The sequence below is a fragment of the Streptomyces sp. SD31 genome (assembly GCF_052068475.1).
In the GTDB taxonomy this organism is placed as follows: domain Bacteria; phylum Actinomycetota; class Actinomycetes; order Streptomycetales; family Streptomycetaceae; genus Streptomyces.
The window spans coordinates 129510-152441 of record NZ_JBQHCX010000012.1 but is presented as its reverse complement, the minus strand read 5'-3'; the positions used below and the strand labels follow the sequence as shown (position 1 = coordinate 152441).

Sequence of the window (22932 nt, the reverse complement as noted above, 5' to 3'; positions counted from 1 at the left end):
CGGCGAACAAAATAGCGAACACCTGTGGACGGAGGGAGAGGCGGGGCCAATGTGCCGTAACCTCGGCAGCCGCACGATGCACGAGGGGGAGAGCACATGGCCGCGATCAGTCTCAGCAAGGTCGAGGAGACCGCACCCGCGCTGGTCAGCCTGTACAAGAGCGCCGGGGTGTCGCTGCACAAGCACCGGCTGGACGGGGTGCGGGCCGCGGTCTATCTGGTCGTCGACTACTCCGGGTCGATGAAGCCGTACTACAAGGACGGCAGCGTGCAGGCGCTCGCCGACCGGGTGCTCGGGCTGTCGGCGCACTTCGACGACGACGGCACCGTGCCGGTGGTGTTCTTCTCCACCGACGTCGATGCCGAGACCGAGATCGCCCTGGCCGACCATCAGGGGCGGATCGAGCGGATCGTGGCCGGCCTCGGGCACATGGGCAAGACCAGCTATCACCTCGCCATGGACGCCGTCATCGACCACTACCTGGACAGCGGGTCGAAGGACCCCGCCCTGGTCGTCTTCCAGACCGACGGCGGGCCCATCAACAAGCTCGCCGCGGAACGGTACCTGTGCAAGGCGGCCCCGCTCCCGCTGTTCTGGCAGTTCATCGGCTTCGGGGACCCGACCAGCCGGCAGTTCGACTTCCTGCGCAAGCTCGACGAGCTGGCGGTGCCGGACAAGCGGGTGGTCGACAACGCCGGCTTCTTCCACGCCGGCTCGGATCCGCGGACCGTCGCCGACGCCGAGTTGTACGACCGCCTGGTCGGGGAGTTCCCGAAGTGGCTGGCGGCGGCGCGGGCGCGGGGGATCGTACGTCGTCCCTGACTCACGCGTGCCTGACTCACGCGGCCCTGCGGTTCACCCGGCGATGCGCTTGAACTGATCGGCGGTCAGGGCGAGTTCGAGGGCGCCGGTGTTCTCCGCCAGATGGATGGGGGAGGAGGTGCCCGGGATGGGGAGCACGTTCGGGGCGCGGTGCAGCAGCCAGGCCAGAGCGGTCTGGGACGGGGTGGCGCCCAGCTCCTCGGCGACCTGTGCGAGCGGGCTGCCGTCGGCCGAGTGCTCGCCGCGGGCGATCGGGAAGTACGGCAGGAAGGCGATGCCGCGCTCGGCGGTGTGGTCGATCACCGGGTCGTGGCCGCGTTCGGCCAGGTTGTAGAGGTTCTGCACGCTCACGATCGGCGCGATCCGCTCGGCGGCCGTCAGCTCCGCCACCGTCACCTCGGACAGCCCGATGTGCCGGACCTTGCCCTCTTCCTGGAGCTGCTTGAGCGCGCCGATCTGGTCGGCGAGAGGGTACTCGGGGTCGACGCGGTGCAGTTGGAGGAGGTCGATGCGGTCGGTGCGGAGCCGACGCAGGCTGAGCTCGGCCTGCTGGCGCAGATAGGCCGGATGGCCGTGCGTGATCCACTCGGTCGGGCTCGGCCGCACGACGCCTGCCTTGGTCGCAATCAGGATGCCGTCGCGGTACGGGTGAAGGGCCTCGGCCAGCAACTCCTCGTTGGACCCGAGCGCGTACGCGTCGGCGGTGTCGAAGAGGTTCACGCCCAGGTCGACCGCCTTGCACAGCAGGGCGATCGCCTCGGGGCGGTCGGTGGGTGCGGTCCAGATCGGGGCGGTCATGCCGGAGCGCTCGTGCGGGGCGTTCGCCAGCCGCATGGCGCCGTAGCCGATCCGCCGTACCGTGAGGTCGCCGCCGAGCTGGAATATCGTCGCGTTCGTCATGGCTGCGACGGTAGGAGCTCACATGGATGAGAGCTTCAAGCCGATGTGAGGGGGGTCACTTGAAGATCGGGCAGCTCTCCCGGGAGACGGGCGTCAGCGTCCGGTTGCTCCGCTACTACGAGGAGCAGGGGCTGCTCGCCGCCGAGCGCACCCCGGGCGGTCAGCGGGTGTACGACGCCGACGCGCCCGCGACCGTACGCCGCATCCGCACTCTCCTCGACGCCGGCCTGCCCACGAGGGTGATCCGCGAGGTGCTCGCCTGTGTCTGCGGCAGCGAGGCCGAGGTGGAGCCGTGTCTGACACCGCTGCTGGTGGAGCAGTTGCAGGGGATCGAGGAACGGATCGCCGATCTGGAGGGCTCGCGGCAGTCGCTCACCCGCCTGCTCGCCCCGTTGGCCTAGCCGGTGGGCCCATGCCACCCTGAGGTGATCCGACGGGGAGGCGACCACGTATGGACGGCGCACGATCGGGGAACGAAGACACGGCGGCGAGGCGGCCCGCCCCGCCCGGCAAGGGCGAGAAGATCGCCGACTGGGCCGACGGGCGTCTCGGGCTGTACGCGCTGGCCAAGGCCAACATGCGCAAGGTCTTTCCCGACCACTGGTCCTTCATGCTGGGCGAGGTCAGCCTCTACAGCTTCCTCGTCCTGATCCTCACCGGCGTCTATCTCACCCTGTTCTTCGATCCGAGCACCCACGAGGTCGTCTACAACGGCTCCTACGAGCCCCTCAACGGCGTCCTGATGACCAGGGCGTACGAGTCCACGCTCGACATCAGCTTCGATGTGCGCGGCGGGCTGCTCATGCGGCAGATCCACCACTGGGCGGCGCTGGTCTTCATCACCGGCATGATGGTGCACATGATGCGGGTGTTCTTCACCGGCGCCTTCCGCAAGCCGCGCGAGCTCAACTGGGTGTTCGGCTGGACCCTGCTGATGCTCGGCATCATCACCGGCCTGACCGGCTACTCCCTCCCCGACGACCTGCTGTCCGGCACCGGCCTGCGCTTCGCCCACGGCGCGATCCTGTCCATCCCGATCGTGGGGACGTACGTGGCGTTCTTCCTCTTCGGCGGGGAGTTCCCCGGGGAGGACTTCATCGCGCGGCTGTACCCGATCCACATCCTGCTGCTGCCCGGGATCATGCTCGGCCTGGTGGCCGCCCATCTGATCCTGGTCTTCTACCACAAGCACACGCAGTTCCCGGGCCCCGGCCGCGACGAGAAGTCGGTCGTCGGCATGCCCTTCCTGCCGGTGTACATGGCCAAGGCGGGCGGCTTCTTCTTCCTCGTCTTCGGCGTGCTGGCGATCATGGGTGGCATCGCCAGCATCAACCCGGTGTGGGCGTTCGGTCCCTACCGCCCGGACCTGGTGACCACGGGCGCCCAGCCCGACTGGTATCTGGGCTTCTCCGAGGGCCTGATCCGGGTGATGCCGGGATGGGAGATCAACTTCTGGGGCCACACCCTGGAACTGGGCGTCTTCATCCCCTTCTCGCTCTTCCCGCTGATCCTGCTCGCGCTCGGCCTGTATCCCTTCCTGGAGGCGTGGATCACCGGCGACAAACGCGAGCACCACATCCTCGACCGGCCGCGCAACATGCCCGTGCGCACCGGCCTCGGCGCGGCCTGGCTGAGCCTGTACGCGGTGCTGCTGATCGGCGGCGGCAACGACATCGTGGCCACGCATCTGCATCTGTCCATCAACGCGATCACCTGGTTCGTGCGGATCTCGGTCTTCGTCGTGCCGGTCGTCACCTTCTTCCTGACCAAACGCATCTGTCTCGGGCTGCAGCGCCGGGACCGGGACAAGGTGCTGCACGGCAGGGAGACGGGCACCATCAAACGGCTCCCGAACGGCGAGTACATCGAGGTCCACGAACCGCTCTCGCAGGCGCAGCTGTTCGCCCTCACCCAGCACGAGGAGCACCAGCCGTACGACATCGGCCCGCTCGTCGACGCCAACGGCGTCCGGCGCCGGGTCAGCCCGACGCAGCGCGTGCGGGCCAGGCTGGCGCGGGCGATGTTCGGGCCGCAGACGCGGATCGCCAAGCCGACGGTGGAGGAGTACCGCGAGATCACCAGCGGCGATCACCACTGAGGGCGCGGGCACCGAGCACATCGGCTCTGCACAGGTCCGGGTCGCCCCAGGCGGTGCGCAGGGCGCGGGCCTTGGTCAGCCACAGCGACAGGTCGTACTCCGCCGTGTAGCCGATCGCGCCGTGCAACTGCAGCGCGGTACGGGCGGTGGCGTACGCCGCCTCGCAGGCGGTGACCTTGGCGGCGGCGACGTCGGCGGGCGCCATGGTGAGCGCGGCGCCGAACAGGAGGGGGCGGGCGAACTCCAGGGCGATCTTCGCGTCGGCGAGGCGATGCTTGACCGCCTGGAACGAACCTATGGGAGCGCCGAACTGGGTGCGCTGCTTGACGTGGGCGATCGTCTTGTCCAGGAGCGCGAGGCCGACGCCGAGGGCCTGGGCGGCGGTCGTGAGGCGGGCGCAGGTGAGGGCGTGGGCGGTGGCCGGGGCGGGACTGAGGAGTTCGCCGCCGGGTTCGAGGGGGGTGAGGCGGCGGGCCGGGTCCAGGGAGGGGCGTACCGGGCCGTGACCGGGGGAGATGCGCAGGCCTTGGGGGGTGAGGGCCAGGTGGGTGGTGGCCACGTCGCCGTCCAGGGCGTACGGCGCCCTCCACGCCAGCGTCGCCACCGCCTCGCCCGTCGCCAGCGCCGGCAGGAGCCGCTTGGCCGGGCCGGGGTCCGGCAGGTCGGCGAGCAGGATCGCTGCCGTGACCGTCTCCACCAGCGGTCCCGGAACCGCGTGACGCCCCAACTCCAGGAAGGCGACGGCAAGTTCGACGGGCCGTGGGCCCATCCCCTCGTACGCCTCCGGAACCGCCAGTGCGAACACCCCCGTCTCGGCGATACGGGACCACAACGCACGGCCCCGCGCATGCTCGCCGCGGCTCCAGTCCCGTACGGCCGAGGGCGTGTCCGCGGCAGCCAGCATGGCGTTCAGCGAGTCGGCGAAGGCACGCTGCTCGGTGTCGAGGAGGAAGCGCATCAGCGAGGTCCCTTCGGCAGAGGTCCCTTCAGCGGCCGCGGTGTCCCCGCCGGCGTCCCCGCCGACGTCCCGGTTGGCGTCGACGTCGGCCCAAGCCGGCCGCGGCCGGCCCGCGCCTCGGCGCCCGTGGTGTTCCCCTTGGCATCGGCGGAGCCCTGTCGCATCAGCGTCGCCCCTTCGGCAGGCCCAGCAACCGCTCGGCGATGATGTCGCGCTGGATCTCGTTCGTCCCGGCGTAGATGGGGCCGGCGAGGGAGAAGACGTACCGCTCGGACCAGTCGGTGTCGGCCAACTCGCCCTCGGCGCCCAGCAGATCGAGCGCAGTCTCGTGCAGCGCGATGTCGTACTCCGACCAGAAGACCTTGTTCAGGCTGGACTCCGGGCCGATCGACTCGCCGTCGAGGAAGCGGGAGGCGGCGGCGAAGGTGAAGAGCTGGTAGGCGCGGGCGCCGATCAGGGCGTCGGCCACGCGGTTCTCGCTGCTCTCCGGGCTGCCCTGGGCCTGCCAGAGCCGGTGCAGCCGGTCGGCGCTCGCGAGGAAACGGCCGGGGGAGCGGAGCATCAGGCCGCGCTCGTTGCCCGCCGTCGACATGGCGATGCGCCAGCCCTGGCCCGGCTCGCCGATCACGTCCTCGTCCGGTACGAACACCTCGTCCAGGAACAGCTCGGCGAAGGCGGGCTTGCCGTCCAGGCGGGCGATGGGGCGGACCGTGACACCGGGGGCGCGCAGGTCGAACATCAGGTAGGTCAGGCCCTGGTGGGGCTTCGGCGCGTCCGGGTCGGTGCGGAACAGGCCGAACGCGCGGTCGGCGAAGGCGGCGCGCGACGACCAGGTCTTCTGGCCGGACAGCAGCCAGCCGCCCTCCGTGCGGGTGGCCCCGGACCTCAGGGACGCCAGGTCGGAACCCGCCTCCGGCTCCGACCACGCCTGCGCCCAGATCACCTCGCCGGTGGCCATGGGAGGGAGCACACGGGCGCGTTGCTCCTCGGTGCCGTGATCGATGAGGGTCGGGGCGAGGAGACTGATGCCGTTCTGATTGACGCGGCCGGGGGCGCCCGCCGCGTAGTACTCCTCCTCGAACAGCAGCCACTGCACGAGTGTGGCGTCCCGGCCGCCGTACGCCGTCGGCCAGTTCACCACCGACCAGCGGTCCGCCGCCAGTTCGGCCTCCCACGCCCGGTGCGCCGCGAAGCCCTCCCCGGTCTCCAGGGAGGGGAGCGGATCGGGCGGCACATGCGCGTGGAGCCAGGCGCGGGCCTCGGCGCGGAACGCCTCGTCGGCGGCGGAGTGGGTGAGGTCCACGGTCGCCCTCCCTCCTCACGAGTTCTTCCCTAACAAGTGTTTGGTAGGTTAGCGTGCTGCTATGACAAACGTCGAGGCGCCGGCGTACGTTCCCGGGCACGGACTGCTCCGCGGGCGCACCGCCGTCATCACCGCGGCGGCGGGCGCGGGCATCGGCGGGGCGACCGCGCGCCGCTTCCTCGAAGAGGGCGCGCGCGTGCTGATCAGCGACGCGCACGCGCGGCGACTGAAGGAGTGCGAGGCGGAGCTGGCCCGGGAGTTCGAGGGCGCGGTGGCGTCCGCGGTGTGCGATGTCACCGACGAGACGCAGGTGCAGGCGCTGTTCGACACCGCCGTACAGGAGCACGGCCGGCTCGACGTGGTCGTCAACAACGCGGGCCTCGGCGGGACTTCACCCCTCGTCGACATGACCGACGAGCAGTGGGCGAGGGTGCTGGACGTGACGTTGAACGGCACATTCCGGTGCGTGCGGGCGGCGCTACGGCTGTTTCGCGCGGACGGGCGTGGCGGCGTGATCGTCAACAACGCCTCCGTCGTCGGCTGGCGCGCCCAGGCCGGGCAGGCGCACTACGCGGCCTCGAAGGCGGGCGTGATGGCGCTGACCAGGTGCGCCGCCGTCGAGGCGGCCGAGTACGGGGTGCGGGTCAACGCGGTGTCGCCGAGCCTCGCCATGCATCCGCACCTGGCGAAGGTGACGACCCCCGAGCTGCTGGAGGAACTGACCGCGCGCGAGGCCTTCGGGCGGTACGCCGAGCCCTGGGAGGTGGCCAACGTCATCGTCTTCCTGGCGTCCGGCTACTCCTCGTACATGACGGGAGAGATCGTCTCCGTCAGCAGCCAGCACGCCTAGGACGACAATGGACCCGTGCCGACCAAGAAGAAGCCCCAGGTGACCGCCGCAGCCGCCAGGCGCCGCGAACTCCTCGACACCGCCGCCGAGGTCTTCGCCGAGCAGGGCTACAACGCCACCACCGTACGCAAGATCGCCGACCACGCGGGCATGCTCGCGGGCAGCCTCTACTACCACTTCGACTCCAAGGAGTCGATGCTGGAGGAGATCCTGCGGTCCTTCCTCGACGAGCTGTGGAGCGGCTACGACGCCGTCCTGGCGGCCGAGCTGGACCCGCGCGAGACGCTTCAGGCGCTGGTCACCGAGTCGTTCCGGGAGATCGACCGGCACCGTGCCGCCGTCGCGATCTACCAGAAGGAGAACAGACAGCTGGTGGCGCAGGAGCGGTTCGCGTTCCTCGCCGAGTCGCAGCGCAAGTTCGAGAAGGCGTGGCTGTCCACGCTGGAGCGCGGGGTCGCGGCCGAGGTGTTCCGGTCCGACCTCGATGTCCGGCTCACCTACCGGTTCGTGCGGGACACGGTGTGGGTCGCCGCGTCCTGGTACCGGCCCGGTGGACAGCACAGCCCGGAGGAGATCGCCCGGCAGTACCTGTCGATGGTGCTGGACGGGATCGCCGTACGTAAGTAACTCACCGAGGAGTCTGGGGAGTCGCCATGGCCGAGGCATACATCGTCGAAGCGGTCCGTACGCCCGTCGGGCGGCGCGCAGGAGGGCTCAGCGGGGTCCATCCGGCCGACCTGGGCGCGCATGTCCTCAGGGAACTCGTCTCGCGCGCGGGCATGGATCCGGCCGCCGTCGAGGACGTCGTCTTCGGCTGCCTGGACGCCGTGGGGCCGCAGGCCGGCGACATCGCGCGGACCTGCTGGCTGGCGGCCGGGCTGCCGGAGGAGGTGCCGGGGGTGACCGTGGACCGGCAGTGCGGGTCCTCGCAGCAGGCCGTGCACTTCGCGGCGCAGGGTGTGCTGTCCGGCACCCAGGATCTGGTGGTCGCGGGCGGCGTGCAGAACATGTCGATGATCCCCATCGCCTTCGCCACCCGGCAGGCCGCGGAGCCGCTGGGGCTGACGGCGGGGCCCTTCGCGGGCAGTGAGGGCTGGCGGGCGCGGTACGGGGAGAAGCCCGTCAACCAGTTCGTGGGCGCCGAGATGATCGCCGCGAAGTGGGGGATCAGCCGGCAGGACCAGGAGGAGTTCGCGCTGCGCTCGCACCGGCGGGCGCTGCGGGCGATCGACGAGGGCCGCTTCGAGCGCGAGCTCGTGCCCTACGGTCGGGTCGCCGTCGACGAGGGGCCGCGCCGGGACACCTCCCTGGAGAAGATGGCCGGGCTCAAGCCCGTCATCGACGGTGGCACGATCACGGCCGCCTGTTCCTCGCAGGTCTCCGACGGCGCGGCGGCGATGTTGCTGGCCTCGGAGCGGGCGGTGCGCGAGCATGGGCTCACGCCCCGGGCCCGGGTGCACCACCTCTCGGTGCGCGGTGAGGATCCCATCCGCATGCTCACCGCCCCCATCCCCGCCACCGCCCACGCCCTGAAGAAGACCGGCCTGACCATCGACGACATCGACCTCGTGGAGATCAACGAGGCCTTCGCGCCGGTCGTCCTGGCGTGGCTGAAGGAGACCGGTGCGGACCCGGAGAAGGTCAATGTCAATGGCGGTGCGATTGCTCTGGGGCATCCGCTGGGGGCGACGGGTGTGAAGCTGATGACCACCCTGCTGCACGAACTGGAGCGTACGGGGGGCCGGTTCGGACTGCAGACGATGTGCGAGGGCGGGGGACAGGCCAATGTGACGATCATCGAGCGGCTCTGAGACGAGGGGTGCACGGGCGGGCGCTCACTCCGGCGGACGGAGTCCGGCGCAGGCTCCCGAAGCCTGGGAGGCCCTCCGGGGCCGAGCAGTGCGAGGAGGCCGTGGGGGTGGTGTCGATGTGTGAGGGCGGAGGGCGGAGGGCGGAAGGCGGAGGGCAGGCCAATGTGACGATCATCGAGAGGTGGTAGCCCTCACTGCGTGAGGCGGTCCCGCGCCTCCTCGGCCTCCTTCATGATCCGTTCCACCAGCTCCGCGCACGACGGCAGGTCGTCGATCACCCCGGTGACCTGTCCGCAGGCCATGACTCCGAGATCCGTACGGCCGTCGACCATCGCCGATCTGAGCAGCATCGGGGTGTTGGCGGCGAGCAGGACCTGGCTCCAGGTGAGGTCCTTGCCGTGCCGCATCGCCAGGCCGTCGTGGATCAGTTGCCGCCAGGTCAGCCCCGACAGTTTCCGGAAGCCGGCCGCGCGACGGACCGCGTGCACCAGGGCTTTCGTGCGGCCGGAGTTCTCCAGCGCGGCCACCAGGTCCGTACGCAGCATGCGGTGCGGCAGGCCGTCGACCGCTCGGGTCACCGTCACGTCCCTGACCGTCGCCGCCAGATACCGCGCCTTCACCGCATCCGGCACCGTCGAGTCCGACGTCAGCAGGAACCGCGTGCCCATCGCGACGCCCGCCGCCCCGTAGGCCAGCGCCGCGACCAGTCCCCGTCCGTCGAAGAAGCCGCCCGCCGCCACGACCGGTATGTCCACGGCGTCGACCACCTGGGGCAGCAGCACCGTCGTCGCGACCTCGCCGGTGTGTCCGCCGCCCTCCCCGCCCTGCACGATCACCGCGTCCGCGCCCCAGGCCGCGACCTTCTCGGCATGCCGCCGGGCGCCGATCGAGGGGATGACGATCACGCCCGCGTCCTTGAGCTCGGCGATCAGCGCGGGGGACGGCGCGAGAGCGAAGGAGGCGACGCGCACACCCTCGTCGATCACGATGCGGACCCGGTCACCGGCGTCCGAGGCGTCCGCGCGCAGATTCACCCCGAACGGCGCGCCCGTACGGGACTTGACCTCGCGTATCGCCGCACGCAGCCGGTCGACGGTCATCGTCGCGGAGGCCAGGATGCCCAGCGCACCCGCGTTCGCCGTCGCCGAGACCAGCCGCGGGCCCGCCACCCAGCCCATCCCCGTCTGCACGATCGGGTGGCGGACCCCGACCAGCCGGGTCAGCGGCGTCTCCATCGCCGGATTCATCACGCACCGACCTCCCTGGTGCGGGTGTTCGCGGGGTCGATGACCTCGCGGATGAGGCGCAGTTCATCGGCGGTGGGTTCGCGGGTCGGCGGCACATCGTCCGGGACGACCAGGTCGAACGCGGTCGCCTCCCTGACCTGCTCCAGGGTGACTCCCGGATGGAGCGAGGCCAGACGCATCGTGTGGTCGGGCGTGGCGAAGTCGAAGACGCCGAGGTCGGAGACGACACGAGGGATGCGGTGATACGGGGCGCCGCCCGCGTGGTCGTAGCCGACCCCGCACACCATGTCGACCTTCTCGACGAAGACCCGCCGGGAATGCCTCGGGATCCAGTAACTGGTCGGATTGTTGAGCGTGTTGACCGGCGCCCCGCGCACCCCGAGCAGCTGCCGCTTCGGCCGCTCCCAGTTGCCGATGCACGAGATGTTCTGGTTGCCGAAGCGGTCGATCTGGCTCGCGCCCATCATCACGTGCCGTCGGCCCCCGGTGACCAGGGCCAGGTGCTGTCGGTACGGCAGCCAGCCCTCGGTGGTCCCGTCCGGGCGGACGAGCATCGCCTCGCCGTCGGTCAGCAGCAGGTCCGGCGAGAACGTGAGCCGTGCCAGCCGGGCCCCCACCGACGGGATCAGGCCCATCGGGCTCGCCAGGATCTCACCCGCGTCGCGCCAGGCCTCGGCGCAGGCGATCACGCAGTACTCGGCACGGGTGGGCGGGAGAAGAGGTGTGCGGGTGGCCTCCGTCGCCGTCATGAGCCCTCCCCGACCGCCGACTGGTACGCCTGCTCGTCCCCGTCGAGGAACCGCGCCGCGAACCGCGGCCAGGGCGTGGTCGCGTACGTCTTCTGGAAGGCCTCGTCCCGGCCGTAATCGGGCGCACAGGACGTGAAGTGCGCCCCGTTCGGGGCCTCGACGACACCGGTCACCGTGTGCCGCTTGATCAGCAGCGACTGCGGGGCCGCGTCTTTCGTCAACTCGGCCGTGTCGACGATGCGTTCGCACGAGACGTACGCCGCGTCGGCCGCCTCGCAGAACAGGTCGTCGAAGTACGGATCGGGTCCCAGACACTGCCCATTGCCCAGCCGGTCGGCGCGGTTGACGTGGACCAGGGCCGCGTCGAGTCGCAGCGCGGGCATGGCGACGAACGTCTCGGCGTCGTCGTACGGCGACGTCACCGTCCGCAGGCCCGGGTTGACCCGCATCACATCCGAACCGATCCCGGCCCGCACCGGCAGGAAGGGCAGCCGGTTCGCGGCCGCGTGCAGCCCCCACATGAACATCGCCTCGTCGACCTCCATCATGTCGAAGGCGCCGCGCTCCCGGGCCGCGCGGAAGTGCGGTTCGAGGGGGATGGAGTCGAGGGTGGCGAAGGGGGCGACCAGCCTGCGGATCCGCCCGGCGGCGGCGAGCATGCCGACATCCGGGCCGCCGTACGAGACGACGGTGAGGTCGGTGACCTCGGACCTGAGCACTGCCCTGACCAGGGCCATCGGCTTGCGGCGTGAGCCCCAGCCGCCGATGCCGAGGGTCATGCCGCTGTGCAGCCGGGAGACGGCCTGCTCGGCGCTCATTGTCTTGTCGCTCATCTACGCCCCCTCCTGCGCCTTGCCGAAGGTGTCACGGACCCGGTCGGCCACCCCGCTGAGGCCGGCCTCGAAGGTGAAGCCCTGCTCGAAGCGGTAGCCGCGGCGCACGTCGACCGGATCGATGCCGTTGATGGCGGCCTTGGCCAGGCGCAGCAGCTGCCCGTCCTTGGCGGCGATCTCGCCGGCCAACTCCAGGGCCGCGGCGCGCAGTTCCGCGCGCGGCACGACCCGCCACACCGAGCCGTGCGCGTGCAGCTCGGCCGCGGTCGCCGTGCGCGAGGTGTAGTACAGCGCGCGCATCAGATGCTGGGGGACCAGCCGGGCCAGATGGGTGGCCGCGCCCAGCGCTCCCCGGTCCAGCTCGGGCAGCCCGAAGGTGGCGTCCTCGCTCGCCACGATCGCGTCCGCGTTGCCCACCAGGCCGATACCGCCGCCCAGACAGAAGCCGTGCACGGCCGCGACGACGGGCACCTCGCAGTCGTACACCGCGCCGAAGGCCTCCGCGCAGGCATGGTTGACGCCGATCAGCGCGCTGTGCCCGTCCCTCTGCAACTCCTTGATGTCCACGCCCGCGTTGAACCCGCGCCCCTCGGCCGTGATGACGACACACCGGACCCCCGGGTCGCGTCCCGCCGCCCGCACGGCGTCGGCCAGGGCGAACCAGCCTTTCACCGGCAGGGCGTTCACCGGCGGGAAGTCGACCGTGACGACGGCGATTCCATTTTTTCCGGGCCCCTTTTCCGGGGGCGAGGTGGAGACACCCATGGCCGCATCAGCTACCTTTCCACCAAACGTTTGTTAGGTGAAGGGTAGCCGGGGATGGGGCTGGACGGGAAGGTCGTGGTCGTCACGGGCGGTACCCGGGGCGTCGGTGCGGGGGTGGCGAGGGCTTTTGCCGAGGTCGGCGCGGATGTCGTGGTCTGTGCACGCAGACCGCCCGAAGTCCCGCTGGCCGGAGCCGAGTTCAGGCCGCTCGACCTCCGCGACCCGGCAGCCGTACGGGCCTTCTTCGCGGCCTTGCCCCGCCTCGACGTCCTCGTCAACAACGCGGGTGGCACACCGTACCGACGGTTGACGGACGCGGATGCCGAGCGGCACGCGCGCGTGGTGGAGCTGAACCTTCTCGCCCCGCTGACGGCGTCGTTGGCCGCCTACGAGCACCTGAGGCGTGTGCGGGGCTCGGTGGTGATGATCGGCAGCGTCAGCGGTGGCCGTCCGTCGCCCGGGTCGGCGGCGTACGGGGCGGCCAAGGCCGGGCTGGAGAGCCTGGCCCGTTCGATGGCGGTGGAGTGGGCGCCGGAGGTCCGGGTGAACACGCTGGTCGTCGGCATGGTCCGCACGGAGCAGTCGTATCTCCACTACGGGGGCGAGGAGGGCATCGCGGGTGTCTCCCGCACCGTCCCGCTCGGTCGCCTCGCCGAACCGTCCGACGTGGGCGCGGCCGCCGTCTTCCTCGCCTCCGACGCCGCCGCCTACATCAGCGGGGCGAGCCTTCTCGTGCACGGCGGGGGCGAGCGACCCGCGTTCCTGGACGCCGCAACGGTCAACAAGGAGGCATGACATGAGCCGGATGTGTGAGGGGCGGGTCGTGATCGTCACCGGCGGGGGTCGGGGGCTCGGGCGCGCGCATGCGCTCGCGTTCGCGGCGGCGGGAGCGAGGGTCGTCGTCAACGATCTCGGGGTGGACCTCGACGGCACGCCGGCCGCCGGCGGTCCTGCGGGGGAGGTGGCGGCCGACGGCTCTGCGCGGGAGGTGGCCGCCGTCGACAGTCCCGGGCCAGGGGTGGCCGCCGAGGGCTCTGCGCGGCAGGTGGTGGTCGAGGGTCCGGCGCGGCAGGTGACCGTTGAGGGCCCCGCACGGCAGGTGGCCGTCGGCAACCCGGCCCGGCAGGTGGTCGACGAGATCCGCGCGGCGGGCGGCGAGGCGATCGCGCACGGCGGCGACATCGCGACGAGCACCGGGGCGGCGTCCCTGGTGGCGACCGCGCTGGAGACGTACGGCCGTCTCGACACCCTCGTCAACAACGCCGGCTTCCTGCGCGACCGGATGCTCGTCAACCTCGACGAGGACGACTGGGACGCCGTCGTACGGGTCCACCTCAAGGGTCACTTCCTTCCCCTGAAGCACGCGGCCGCGCACTGGCGGGCGGAGGCGAAGGCGGGTCGCACGCCGGTCGCCCGGGTCGTCAACACGAGCAGTGGGGCGGGGTTGCTGGGCTCGCTCGGCCAGGCCAACTACAGCGCCGCGAAGGCCGGCATCGTCGCCCTGACCCTGGTCGCGGCGGCCGAGCTGGGCCGCTACGGCGTTCAGGTCAACGCGATCGCCCCGGCGGCCCGTACCCGCATGACGGAACGTACCTTCGCTGCGTCGATGGCGGCCCCTGACGCCGGCTTCGACGCCATGGCCCCGGCGAACGTCTCCCCGTTGGCCGTGTGGCTGGGCTCGGCGGGGAGCGAGGGTGTGACGGGGCGGGTCTTCGAGGCGGAGGGTGGCCGGATCACGGTCATGGAGGGGTGGCGGGCGGGGCCGAGTGCGGACAAGGGGGCGCGGTGGACGCCGGAGGGGGCGGGGGAGACGGTGCTGAAGCTGTTGGGGGAGGCGGAGGTGCCGGGGCCCGTGTACGGCGCGTGAGGGGTTCTCCGCCCCCGCCGCCCCCAGACCCCCGCTTCGGCCCGGGCAGGCTGAAATTCAGCCCCTCCGGCGTTTGAGGAGCGGGGGTCCAGGGGGCAGAGCCCCCTGGCCGGGGTCGAAGGGGCGGAGCCCCTTGAGGATGGGACGGGTAGGGGCGGCGGGGGCGAAAAACCCCTACGTGTCGCACTCCAGTACCGTCCGGCACAACCCACACCGCGCCCGAACCCGCCCCCGCACCGGCACCCGAATCCGCTGCTGACACGTCGGACACGGAAACGACACCCGCAACGGCCCCCGCCCATCGGGCGTGAACGCATACGGCACCCCCGCCTGCGCCCCCACCCCATCCCGCTCCTGGGCATGCCGCCGATCCCGCGCGTACCGCCGCCGCCCCGCCCACCCCGCCGCCGTCAGCGGCGGCTGCTGCTCGTCGCGCCGGGCCTCGGCAAGGCCCTTCCCATACGCCGTGTACGCCTGCGGACTGGTGAACCACACCGACGGATCCTCGGCGAAGACCAGCGCCCGCTTGGCGAGGACGTACCCGAACTCCTCCGGCGTCAGATACCCCAGCTTCTGCGACGACGCCGCGTCCTCCCGGTACGCGTCGAGGAGCAGCCAGCCCGCGCCGAGATACGTCGTCGCCGTGTCGGTGAGGATCTCGTTGTCCCGGGTGCCGGGGAAGGACAGGCCCAGGCGGTGCAGGTACACATGCATCACCTCGTGGGCGAGGGCCGCTCCGATGTCCCGGCGATGGGTGCGGAAACGGTCGTTCAGCTCGACGAAGTACTCGGGCCCGGCCGCGAGTTCGACGTTCGCGGCGTGCGACATCTCCCGGAAGCTGACGATCAGGCGGGCGTCCGGCAGGTGGTAGTGCCGCACCAGCTCACGCGCCACCCGCTGCGCACCCAGATACAGATCGTCCGTGTCGCAGAACGCCACATCGGCCGGCAGCACGCTGGTCGCGAACGTCTGGACGGTGTCGTACGACAGCCGCCTGTAGAGCGCGGTGATCGAGGCCCGCACCGTCTGAAGGTGTGGGAAGCCGTGCTGGACCGGTCCGCCGTTCGCCACGCCCGTACCCCCAAGACGCCTTGAACCCGATTCCACTCTACGGGGATGTGAGGGGTTTTTCCCCGGCGAGGTTCCATGCCCGGGGCGTGAGATCCGTCCTTGTCAAGCATGCCACCTGATCTTCATACTGCGGGCCGCTCAACACGCCATGAAAGGACGTACGTTGACCCTCAGCTCGCCGAAGAGAAGCGGCATAACCCTGGCCAAAAGAGCCGCGGCGGTCGGTGCCGTGGCCCTCGCGGTCGCCTCCCTTCAGCCCCTCAGCGCGCAGGCCGCGTCCACCCGCGTCGTCGGTGGAACGCCCGCCGCGCAGAACGAGTTCCCGTTCATGGTCCATCTCTCGATGGGCTGCGGAGGGGCGCTCTACAAGAAGGACGTCGTGCTGACCGCCGCCCACTGCATGAGCGGCTCCGGAAACGACACCAGCATCACCGTCACCGCTGGTGTCAACGATCTCGACTCCTCCGCCGCGATCAAGGTCAAGTCGAAGAAGGTCAAGGTGGCCCCGGGCTACGACGGCAGCGGCAAGGACTGGGCGCTGATCAAGCTCGCCCGGCCCATCGACAAGCCGACGCTGAAGATCGCCACCACGGACCGCTACAACCGCGGCATGTTCACGATCGCCGGGTGGGGCGACACCCAGGAGGGAGCCGGCACGGGCACGACCAAGCTCCGCAAGGCCACCGTTCCCTTCGTCGCCGACCGCGTCTGCAAGCGCCACTACGGGAACCGGCTGGTGTCGAAGGAGGAACTGTGCGCCGGCTGGCAGAGCGGCGGCATCGACACCTGCCAGGGCGACTCCGGCGGCCCCATGTTCCGTAAGGACGACGCGGGCAAGTGGATCCAGGTCGGCATCGTCAGCTGGGGCGACGGCTGCGCCCGCACAGGTGTGCCCGGCGTCTACACCGAGGTCAGCACCTTCGCTAAGGACATCGCCCGCGCGGCGAACGCCCTGTAGGCAGCCTCCGTACCAGGGGCACGTCAGCAGGGTTGCGTCAGACGGCCCGGAGCACCGGGGCACCCGCCTCGCCGGACCCCGACCGGGCCGTCTCCGCCAACTCCAGCACCCACACCTCGTTGGCTCCCTCCCGCAGCACGGGCCCCGGGACGTACAGCGAGCGCTGCGGGCCCGTGGACCAGTAACGGCCGAGACCGAAGCCGTTGATCCACACGAACCCACGGGTGAAGCCCGGCAGCTCCAGGCGGGCGTCACCGGCGCCCCGCACCGTGACGGTGCCCCGGTACAGACCCGGGGCCCCGCCCTCGGGCAGTTCCCGCGACGGCACCGCCCGGACCCGCTCGACGTCGTCCAGCGCCTCCAGCCGCAGCCCACGCGCGCGTACGTCGTGCAGATACTGCCGCTCGTGCAGCACGCCCCCGGTGATCCCCTTGGGCTCGCCCAGCCGCGGCCCGTAGTTGACCCTCCCCAGGGACTCCACCCACAGCTCCACGCGCGCGTACCCGGCGACGGGCTCCTTCAGACACGCGTCCTCCTCGGTGAGCACCCCGGCCGGCTCCCCGTCGACGTACGCCACGGCCAGGTCCCGCAGCCCGCGCACCATCAGCGGATACGGCTGCCGCGGCCCCGGCACCGTCACCTCGTACCGCACCAGGCCCCGCTCGACGCCCAGTTCCTCGAAGGTGGGCGGGACGGGACCGGACGTCTCCGGGCCGCCCAGCGTCTGAAGTACGTCGCTCAGGGGCGCCCAGCCGGTCAGGACCGCCTCGGTCGATATGCCCAACGAGGCGGGTGCGGGCGGGACTTCGGGGAGAGGGCCCTCGGCGTACTCGGCGAGGACCTCGCGGAAGGCCCAGAACTTCGCCGTGGGCCGGCCGTACTCGTCGATCGGGGCGTCGTAGTCGTAGGACGTCACGTCGGGCTCCAGCGGGCCGTCGTGCAGCGCGCCGCCGCCCCGGTTGGCGCCCGCCCAGCCGGCGAGACTGGTGCCGCCGTGCGCCATGTACAGGTTGACCGACGCCCCGCACTCCAGGATCTCCCGCAGGGCCGCCGCCGCGTCCCCGGGATCCCGTACGACGTGCTCGCCGCCCCAGTGGTCGAACCAGCCGCACCAGAACTCCATGCACATCAGCGGACCGTCGGGGCGGTGCCGGCGCAGTGTCTCGAAGGCCACGCGTGCGTGGGAGCCGAAGTTCACCGTCGCCAGGACTCCGGGGATCGAGCCGCCGGAGAGCATGTGGTCCTCGGGGCCGTCCGAGGTGAACATCGGGACCGTGACGCCGTACTCTCGCAGCAGGTCGGCCAGGCGGCGCAGATACTCGGCGTCCGAGCCGTAGCTGCCGTACTCGTTCTCGACCTGCACCATGATCACCGGTCCGCCGCGGTCGATCTGCCGGGGCACGATCTCGTGCCGCAGCCGCCGGAACCAGCTCGCCACATACGCCATATAGCGCTCGTCACGCGTACGCGCGCGTGCGCCCACCTCGGCCGTCAGCCAGTACGGCAGCCCGCCGTTCTCCCACTCGGCGCAGATGTACGGCCCCGGCCGCACGATCGCCCACAGCCCCGCCTCCCGCGCCGCGTCCAGGAAACGACCCAGCGCCTGCACGTCCCGGCCGTGCCCGGGACTCGGCTCGTGCAGGTTCCACGGCACATACGTCTCCACGCAGTTGAGGCCCATCGCCCGCAGCATCGCCAGCCGGTGCCCCCACTGCGCCTCGTGCACCCGGAAGTAGTGCAGCGCGCCGGACAGCAGCCGCACCGGCCTGCCGTCCAGCAGGAAGTCCTCGTCCCCCACCCTGAACTCGCTCATGCGCCCACCCTCACCTCTGGCGGTGATCAGGTCCATGGACAAAGATCGGCGCTGCTTGGACCGAAACGACGCAGCCGCCCGGAGAGGACCGCGGATGTACCACACCTGGATGCGGTTCTTCACGCCCGGCCCCGCCCACCACCGGCTCGGCCTCGTCTGCCTCGGCGTCGGCCTGCAGTACGGCGCCCTGCCCACCGTCGGCCCCCGCACCCTCGACCACCACGTCGCCGTCGTCATCAACGCGGGCGGCGGCTGGTACGAGGGCCCCGACAGCCGCCGTACGACCGTCACCGCACCCGCGCTGCTGTGGCTCACCCCCGGTGTGCCGCACCACTACGCGCCCGACCCCGGCACCGGCTGGGACGAGGGCTTCGTCGACTTCGCCGGGCCCGCCACCACGACGTACACCGAACTCGGCTACATCGAACCGGACCGCCCCGTCGTGCCCCTCTCCGACGCCTCCGGCCCGCGTGCCGTCATCGGACGCATGGTGCGCGCCGCCCGCCGCGACAACCCCCTCCTGGAGGTCGAGACCGGCGCCGCCGTCCACGAGCTCCTCGTCGCCCTGCGCCGCGCCCGCGCCGACCTCGCCCCCGACGGGGAGGCGGTCCTCAAGGCGCTGGCACGCGACGCGTGCCTGCCGCTCACGGTCGCCGAGCACGCCGCCCGGCACGGCATGACCCTCGCCGAACTGCGCACCGCCGTGCGGCGCGGCGCCGGCTGCAGCCCCAAGGACTATCTGCTCGGCATCCGCCTGGGCCGCGCCAAGGAACTCCTCGCCGCCACCGAGCTGCCCGTCGCGGCCGTCGCCCGCCGCGTCGGCTACGACGACCCCGCCTACTTCTCCCGCCTGTTCACCCGCCGCGTCGGCGTGGCCCCCGTCCGCTTCCGCGCCCAGCAGGGCCGCACCGTCCCCGGCGGCTGGAGCAACCAGGTCCCCGACCCCGACGATCCACCCGTGATCGAACGAACGCCCCTGTGAGGAGCCCCGTAGGCTGGGCCCTCATGACCACCAGCAACATGTCCCCCGGCGATGTCGACCCCCGCGTCCGCGAGGAGCTCGCCCGGCTGCGCGACAGCATCGACAACATCGACGCGGCCGTCGTCCACATGCTCGCCGAACGCTTCAAGTGCACCCAGCAGGTCGGCCACCTCAAAGCCAAGCACCAGCTGCCGCCCGCCGACCCCGCCCGTGAGGGCCGCCAGATCGCCCGCCTGCGCACGCTCGCCGAAAACGCCAAGCTCGACCCGGCCTTCGCCGAGAAGTTCCTCAACTTCATCATCGCCGAAGTGATCAGGCACCACGAGAGCATCGCCGAGGACACGATCAACGGCGCCGCGCCCACGGCGAACCGGCCGTAGGCGCGCAGGCTCTCTCGCCGCATTCCCGCCCGCCCTCCCGGCGGACGACGCGAATATGCCGACAGGACCTGGACGGACCCTCCCGAGGGAGTGACACGGCGGCCGATGCCGGGCATGCTGCGCTGTGCACTCCATGCCAGCTGACACGTACTCCCCGTCAGCGCCCCGGACATACCCTGGATGTCCACGCGGGAGGGACGTCGGGCCATGCCGTCGGATGCCAAGATCCTCATCGTCGACGACCACGAGGACACGCTGTACGCGCTCGAGAGCGCCCTGGCGCCGCTGGGCTATCGGCTCGCCCGTGCCACCAGCGGTGACGAGGCGCTCAAGCAGGTGCTCCGCGGGCAGGTCGGCCTGCTGCTCCTGGACGTCCGGATGCCCGGCGTCAGCGGTCTGGAGGTGGTGCGCTACATGCGGCGCCTGGAACAGACCCGGCACATACCGGTCATCCTGCTCACCGGTTTCGGCGCGGACCACGAACTGACCGCGACCGCCTTCGGACTCGGCGTCGCCGACCTGGTCATGAAACCCATCGAACCCTGGGCACTGCGCACCAAGGTCCGCTACCTGTACGACTCCCACCAGCGCCGGCGCACCCTGGAGCGGGAGGTCCACGAGTTACGCGCCCGCATCAAGGACGACCCAGGCGGCCGGGAACCCGGCCCACGCCCCGCCCTGCCCCACCCCGACGCCCGCGTCCCGCCCCAGCGGGACAGCCCGGCGGCGACATCGGCCAAGGGCCGGACATAACGCACTTATTGATCAGCCCCTGTGTCTTGTCAGCGGCATCAGGCAGCATGTCCTGCATGTCCGTACTGACGCGCGACGAAGCGCAGACCCGTGCCCTGCTCCTCGACGTCCACCGCTACACCATCGAACTCGATCTGACCACCGGGGACGAGACCTTCGACTCCCGCACCGTCATCCGGTTCACCACGCGCGCGGACCAGGCGGACACGGACACCTTCGTCGAGATCAAGCCGGCCGAACTGCGCTCCGTCACGCTGGACGGACAACCCCTCGACCCGCAGACCCTGGACGGGAACAGGCTGCCCCTGAAGAACCTCACCGCCGGCGAGCACGAACTGCGCGTCGACGCGGCCATGCGCTACTCCCGCACCGGCGAGGGCATGCACCGCTTCACCGACCCCACCGACGGCGAGACCTACGTCTACACCCAGCTGTTCATGGAGGACGTCCAGCGCGTCTTCGCCGCCTTCGACCAGCCGGACCTCAAGGCCGTCTTCGACCTGACCGTCACGGCCCCCCAGGGCTGGACCGTCCTCGCCAACGGCATCACCGAACACCTCGGCGACGGACGCTGGCAGGCCGCGTCCACCCCGCTGATCTCCACCTACCTCGTCGCCGTCGCCGCCGGCCCCTGGCACTCCGTGCGCACCGAACACCGAGGCCTGCCCTTCGGCCTGCACTGCCGCCGCTCGCTCGCCCCCTACCTCGACACGGACGCCGACGAACTCCTCGACGTCACGCGCGCGTGCTTCGACCGCTACCACGAGAAGTTCGACGAGCCCTACCCCTTCGACTCCTACGACCAGGCGTTCGTCCCCGAGTTCAACGCCGGTGCCATGGAGAACCCCGGACTGGTCACCTTCCGCGACGAGTTCGTCTACCGCTCCGCCGTCACCGACACCGAGCGCCAGACCCGCGCCATGGTCATCGCCCATGAGATGGCCCACATGTGGTTCGGCGACCTCGTCACCCTGCGCTGGTGGGACGACATCTGGCTGAACGAGTCCTTCGCCGAGTACATGGGCTACCAGACCTGCGCCGAGGCCACCCGCTTCACCGACACCTGGACCGACTTCGGCGTCGCCCGCAAGGCCTGGGGCTACGACGCCGACCAGCGCCCCTCCACCCACCCCGTCGCCCCCGAAGCCGTCCACGACACCGCCACGGCCATGCTCAACTTCGACGGCATCTCCTACGCCAAGGGCGCCTCCGCACTGCGCCAACTGGTGGCCTGGCTCGGCGAGAAGGACTTCCTCGCCGGCATCAACACCCACTTCGCCCGCCACAAATTCGCCAACGCCACCCTCGCCGACTTCATCGACTCCCTCGCCGCCGCCACCGAACGCGACGTCCACGCCTGGGCCGACAGCTGGCTGCGCACCACCGGCGTCGACACCCTCACCCCCACCGTCACCCCCGGCGAGAACGGCACGTACAGCCTCACCGTCGACCACGCCGGCAGCCGCCCCCACCGCATCGCCGTCGGCCTGTACGACCTGGACCTCGGCGACAACGACGGCCACCTCGTCCTGCGCGAACGCCTCGACCTCGACGTCCCGCACACCGCCCCGCAGCCCATCGGCAAGCGCCCCGCACTGCTCCTCCTCAACGACGGCGACCTCACCTACGCCAAGATCCGCTTCGAACCCGAATCCTTCGAAACCATCCGCACGAGCCTCGCCGGGCTGCCCGAACCGCTCACCCGCGCGCTCGTCTGGAACGCCCTGCGCGACGCCGTCCGCGACGGCGAACTGACAGCCGGTGCCTACCTGGAGGCCGCCCGCACCCACCTGCCGCACGAGACCGACCTCGCCATCGTCCAGGGTGTCCTCGCCTTCGCCACCACCCAGGTCGCCGACCGCTACCTCACCCCCGAGCAGCGCCCCGCCGCCCTGGCCACCCTCTCCTCCCTGTGCCGCGACCTCATCCGCCGCACCGAGGACGGCGACCACCCCGGACTGCGCCTGATCGCCGTACGCCACTTCATCGACGTCGCCGCCCACCCCGACACCATCGCCGCCTGGCTCGCCGACGGCACCGTGCCCGGCGGCCCCGAACTCGACCCCGAGCTGCGCTGGCGCGTCCTCGGCCGCCTCGCCGTCCTCGGCGCCGTCGACGAGGCCGCCATCGCCGACGAACTGTCACGCGACCCGAGCGCCACCGGCCAGGAGGGCGCCGCCCGCTGCCGGGCCGCCCTGCCCGACGCCGAAGCCAAGGCAAAGGCCTGGGACGCCATGTTCGCCACCGACGACGGCACCGACCTGTCCAACTACCTCTTCATCGCCACAGCCCAGGGCTTCTGGCAGCCCGAACAGGCCGACCTCGTGCGGCAGTACGTGCCGCGCTACTACGAGGACGCGGTCGCCGTCGCCGCCCGCCGCGGCCCCGCCATCGCCGACGCCGCCGGCCGCTGCGCCTTCCCCGCGTACGCCGTCGACGCCGACAACCTGCGACTGGGCGAGGAATGCCTGCGCGACGGCGAGCCGATCCCGGCGCTGCGACGCAGGCTCGCCGACCAACTCGACGACCTGGCACGGGCGCTGCGCGTGCGGGAGGGTGAGTGACGCTGGTGCCGGTGGCGTAGACGCCACCGGCACCCGGGGGAGCGATGCTGCGGGCTGATCTTCCTGCACGCCCAGGAGGATCAGCCCTCGACAGAAGAGGACCGCCGCCGCCCCTCGCCGCCCCTTACTCCGCCACCTTCGGCAAACCACCCCCGACACGCTTTCCCCGCGCGCAACTACCCCTTTCGGGTTCCTGTCGTTGGGCTTT

22 protein-coding genes are annotated in these 22932 nt (G+C 71.2%); 13 read left to right on the top strand and 9 right to left on the bottom strand.

Annotated elements, in window-relative coordinates:
* Positions 1-96: 96 nt before the first annotated feature.
* A complete protein-coding gene (locus ACTMVF_RS25740; protein WP_441273478.1) occupies positions 97-822 on the top strand; it encodes a vWA domain-containing protein in 726 nt (241 codons plus the stop codon).
* 33 nt (positions 823-855) lie between these two features.
* Here ACTMVF_RS25740 and ACTMVF_RS25735 read toward each other — a convergent pair whose 3' ends face one another.
* A complete protein-coding gene (locus tag ACTMVF_RS25735) occupies positions 856-1722 on the bottom strand; it encodes an aldo/keto reductase (RefSeq protein ID WP_441273477.1) in 867 nt (288 codons plus the stop codon).
* 59 nt (positions 1723-1781) lie between these two features.
* Between ACTMVF_RS25735 and ACTMVF_RS25730 the strand changes: the two genes are divergently transcribed.
* A complete protein-coding gene (locus ACTMVF_RS25730) occupies positions 1782-2123 on the top strand; it encodes a MerR family transcriptional regulator (protein WP_441273476.1) in 342 nt (113 codons plus the stop codon).
* Between the two features lie 50 nt (positions 2124-2173).
* Positions 2174-3820: a cytochrome bc1 complex cytochrome b subunit gene (gene qcrB / locus ACTMVF_RS25725; protein WP_441273475.1), complete on the top strand. Its 1647-nt coding sequence runs from the start codon at positions 2174-2176 to the stop codon at positions 3818-3820.
* Here the strand turns inward: qcrB and ACTMVF_RS25720 are convergent.
* Both ACTMVF_RS25720 and ACTMVF_RS25715 read right to left on the bottom strand, forming a co-directional pair.
* Positions 3798-4778 carry an acyl-CoA dehydrogenase family protein gene (locus ACTMVF_RS25720; RefSeq protein ID WP_441273474.1) on the bottom strand — a complete coding sequence of 327 codons (981 nt, stop codon included), beginning with the start codon at positions 4776-4778 and terminating at the stop codon, positions 3798-3800. The genes qcrB and ACTMVF_RS25720 overlap by 23 nt on opposite strands.
* A 163-nt stretch (positions 4779-4941) precedes the next feature.
* The gene (locus ACTMVF_RS25715) at positions 4942-6081 is read right to left on the bottom strand and encodes an acyl-CoA dehydrogenase family protein (RefSeq protein ID WP_441273473.1); all 1140 of its coding nucleotides are present in this window, start codon (positions 6079-6081) and stop codon (positions 4942-4944) included.
* 61 nt (positions 6082-6142) lie between these two features.
* Between ACTMVF_RS25715 and ACTMVF_RS25710 the strand changes: the two genes are divergently transcribed.
* Genes ACTMVF_RS25710 through ACTMVF_RS25700 form a run of 3 tightly spaced genes read left to right on the top strand, consistent with a single transcriptional unit; the run spans position 6143 to position 8742 of the window.
* A complete protein-coding gene (locus ACTMVF_RS25710) occupies positions 6143-6931 on the top strand; it encodes an SDR family oxidoreductase (RefSeq protein WP_441273472.1) in 789 nt (262 codons plus the stop codon).
* Positions 6932-6946: 15 nt separating this feature from the next.
* Positions 6947-7558 carry a TetR/AcrR family transcriptional regulator gene (locus ACTMVF_RS25705; protein ID WP_441273471.1) on the top strand — a complete coding sequence of 204 codons (612 nt, stop codon included), beginning with the start codon at positions 6947-6949 and terminating at the stop codon, positions 7556-7558.
* Between the two features lie 26 nt (positions 7559-7584).
* Positions 7585-8742 (top strand): acetyl-CoA C-acetyltransferase, encoded by a 1158-nt coding sequence (locus ACTMVF_RS25700; RefSeq protein ID WP_441273470.1) that lies wholly within the window; start codon positions 7585-7587, stop codon positions 8740-8742.
* Positions 8743-8933: 191 nt separating this feature from the next.
* On the opposite strand, the gene ACTMVF_RS25695 is transcribed toward ACTMVF_RS25700, so the two are convergent.
* The 4 genes from ACTMVF_RS25695 to ACTMVF_RS25680 are packed head-to-tail and all read right to left on the bottom strand — an operon-like array spanning position 8934 to position 12336.
* The gene (locus tag ACTMVF_RS25695) at positions 8934-9977 is read right to left on the bottom strand and encodes an NAD(P)H-dependent flavin oxidoreductase (protein ID WP_441273603.1); all 1044 of its coding nucleotides are present in this window, start codon (positions 9975-9977) and stop codon (positions 8934-8936) included.
* An 11-nt stretch (positions 9978-9988) separates the two neighbouring features.
* Positions 9989-10738 (bottom strand): CoA-transferase subunit beta, encoded by a 750-nt coding sequence (locus tag ACTMVF_RS25690; protein WP_441273469.1) that lies wholly within the window; start codon positions 10736-10738, stop codon positions 9989-9991.
* Positions 10735-11571, bottom strand: coding sequence for a CoA transferase subunit A (locus ACTMVF_RS25685; RefSeq protein ID WP_441273468.1), 837 nt, complete (start codon positions 11569-11571; stop codon positions 10735-10737). The genes ACTMVF_RS25690 and ACTMVF_RS25685 overlap by 4 nt, the downstream gene beginning before the upstream one ends.
* The gene (locus ACTMVF_RS25680) at positions 11572-12336 is read right to left on the bottom strand and encodes an enoyl-CoA hydratase family protein (protein ID WP_441273467.1); all 765 of its coding nucleotides are present in this window, start codon (positions 12334-12336) and stop codon (positions 11572-11574) included.
* A 54-nt stretch (positions 12337-12390) separates the two neighbouring features.
* Between ACTMVF_RS25680 and ACTMVF_RS25675 the strand changes: the two genes are divergently transcribed.
* Both ACTMVF_RS25675 and ACTMVF_RS25670 read left to right on the top strand, forming a co-directional pair.
* The gene (locus tag ACTMVF_RS25675; RefSeq protein WP_441273466.1) at positions 12391-13131 is read left to right on the top strand and encodes an SDR family oxidoreductase; all 741 of its coding nucleotides are present in this window, start codon (positions 12391-12393) and stop codon (positions 13129-13131) included.
* A gap of 1 nt (position 13132) precedes the next feature.
* Positions 13133-14203, top strand: a complete 1071-nt coding sequence (locus tag ACTMVF_RS25670; protein WP_441273465.1) for an SDR family oxidoreductase — start codon at positions 13133-13135, stop codon at positions 14201-14203.
* Between the two features lie 174 nt (positions 14204-14377).
* Here the strand turns inward: ACTMVF_RS25670 and ACTMVF_RS25665 are convergent, their stop codons facing one another.
* On the bottom strand, positions 14378-15274 hold the full coding sequence (locus ACTMVF_RS25665; protein ID WP_441273464.1) for a hypothetical protein: 897 nt from the start codon (positions 15272-15274) through the stop codon (positions 14378-14380).
* 148 nt (positions 15275-15422) lie between these two features.
* Between ACTMVF_RS25665 and ACTMVF_RS25660 the strand changes: the two genes are divergently transcribed.
* Positions 15423-16232 (top strand): S1 family peptidase, encoded by an 810-nt coding sequence (locus ACTMVF_RS25660; RefSeq protein ID WP_441273463.1) that lies wholly within the window; start codon positions 15423-15425, stop codon positions 16230-16232.
* 37 nt (positions 16233-16269) lie between these two features.
* On the opposite strand, the gene ACTMVF_RS25655 is transcribed toward ACTMVF_RS25660, so the two are convergent.
* Entirely contained in the window at positions 16270-18045 is a 1776-nt protein-coding gene (locus ACTMVF_RS25655) for a glycoside hydrolase family 35 protein (RefSeq protein WP_441273462.1), read from the bottom strand.
* A gap of 94 nt (positions 18046-18139) precedes the next feature.
* On the opposite strand from ACTMVF_RS25655, the gene ACTMVF_RS25650 reads away from it, so the two are divergent.
* The 4 genes from ACTMVF_RS25650 to pepN all read left to right on the top strand — a co-directional run bounded on the left by ACTMVF_RS25650 (position 18140) and on the right by pepN (position 22724).
* Positions 18140-19027, top strand: a complete 888-nt coding sequence (locus ACTMVF_RS25650) for a helix-turn-helix domain-containing protein (RefSeq protein ID WP_441273461.1) — start codon at positions 18140-18142, stop codon at positions 19025-19027.
* 23 nt (positions 19028-19050) lie between these two features.
* Positions 19051-19407, top strand: a complete 357-nt coding sequence (locus ACTMVF_RS25645; protein ID WP_441273460.1) for a chorismate mutase — start codon at positions 19051-19053, stop codon at positions 19405-19407.
* 207 nt (positions 19408-19614) lie between these two features.
* A complete protein-coding gene (locus ACTMVF_RS25640; RefSeq protein WP_441273459.1) occupies positions 19615-20160 on the top strand; it encodes a response regulator in 546 nt (181 codons plus the stop codon).
* A 56-nt stretch (positions 20161-20216) separates the two neighbouring features.
* Positions 20217-22724: an aminopeptidase N gene (gene pepN / locus ACTMVF_RS25635; RefSeq protein ID WP_441273458.1), complete on the top strand. Its 2508-nt coding sequence runs from the start codon at positions 20217-20219 to the stop codon at positions 22722-22724.
* Positions 22725-22932: the final 208 nt, after the last annotated feature.

Bases quoted from the DNA above. Each gene is read 5' to 3' on its own strand.
- ACTMVF_RS25740 (WP_441273478.1), top strand. From the start codon at position 97: ATGGCCGCGATCAGTCTCAGCAAGGTCGAGGAGACCGCACCCGCGCTG.
- ACTMVF_RS25700 (WP_441273470.1), top strand. From the start codon at position 7,585: ATGGCCGAGGCATACATCGTCGAAGCGGTCCGTACGCCCGTCGGGCGG.
- ACTMVF_RS25660 (WP_441273463.1), top strand. From the start codon at position 15,423: ATGAAAGGACGTACGTTGACCCTCAGCTCGCCGAAGAGAAGCGGCATA.
- ACTMVF_RS25640 (WP_441273459.1), top strand. From the start codon at position 19,615: ATGCCGTCGGATGCCAAGATCCTCATCGTCGACGACCACGAGGACACG.
- ACTMVF_RS25645 (WP_441273460.1), top strand. From the start codon at position 19,051: ATGACCACCAGCAACATGTCCCCCGGCGATGTCGACCCCCGCGTCCGC.
- ACTMVF_RS25680 (WP_441273467.1), bottom strand. From the start codon at position 12,336: ATGGGTGTCTCCACCTCGCCCCCGGAAAAGGGGCCCGGAAAAAATGGA.
- ACTMVF_RS25720 (WP_441273474.1), bottom strand. From the start codon at position 4,778: ATGCGCTTCCTCCTCGACACCGAGCAGCGTGCCTTCGCCGACTCGCTG.
- ACTMVF_RS25670 (WP_441273465.1), top strand. From the start codon at position 13,133: ATGAGCCGGATGTGTGAGGGGCGGGTCGTGATCGTCACCGGCGGGGGT.
- ACTMVF_RS25650 (WP_441273461.1), top strand. From the start codon at position 18,140: ATGTACCACACCTGGATGCGGTTCTTCACGCCCGGCCCCGCCCACCAC.
- ACTMVF_RS25735 (WP_441273477.1), bottom strand. From the start codon at position 1,722: ATGACGAACGCGACGATATTCCAGCTCGGCGGCGACCTCACGGTACGG.
- ACTMVF_RS25710 (WP_441273472.1), top strand. From the start codon at position 6,143: ATGACAAACGTCGAGGCGCCGGCGTACGTTCCCGGGCACGGACTGCTC.
- ACTMVF_RS25685 (WP_441273468.1), bottom strand. From the start codon at position 11,571: ATGAGCGACAAGACAATGAGCGCCGAGCAGGCCGTCTCCCGGCTGCAC.
- ACTMVF_RS25655 (WP_441273462.1), bottom strand. From the start codon at position 18,045: ATGAGCGAGTTCAGGGTGGGGGACGAGGACTTCCTGCTGGACGGCAGG.
- ACTMVF_RS25695 (WP_441273603.1), bottom strand. From the start codon at position 9,977: ATGGAGACGCCGCTGACCCGGCTGGTCGGGGTCCGCCACCCGATCGTG.
- qcrB (WP_441273475.1), top strand. From the start codon at position 2,174: ATGGACGGCGCACGATCGGGGAACGAAGACACGGCGGCGAGGCGGCCC.
- pepN (WP_441273458.1), top strand. From the start codon at position 20,217: ATGTCCGTACTGACGCGCGACGAAGCGCAGACCCGTGCCCTGCTCCTC.
- ACTMVF_RS25675 (WP_441273466.1), top strand. From the start codon at position 12,391: ATGGGGCTGGACGGGAAGGTCGTGGTCGTCACGGGCGGTACCCGGGGC.
- ACTMVF_RS25690 (WP_441273469.1), bottom strand. From the start codon at position 10,738: ATGACGGCGACGGAGGCCACCCGCACACCTCTTCTCCCGCCCACCCGT.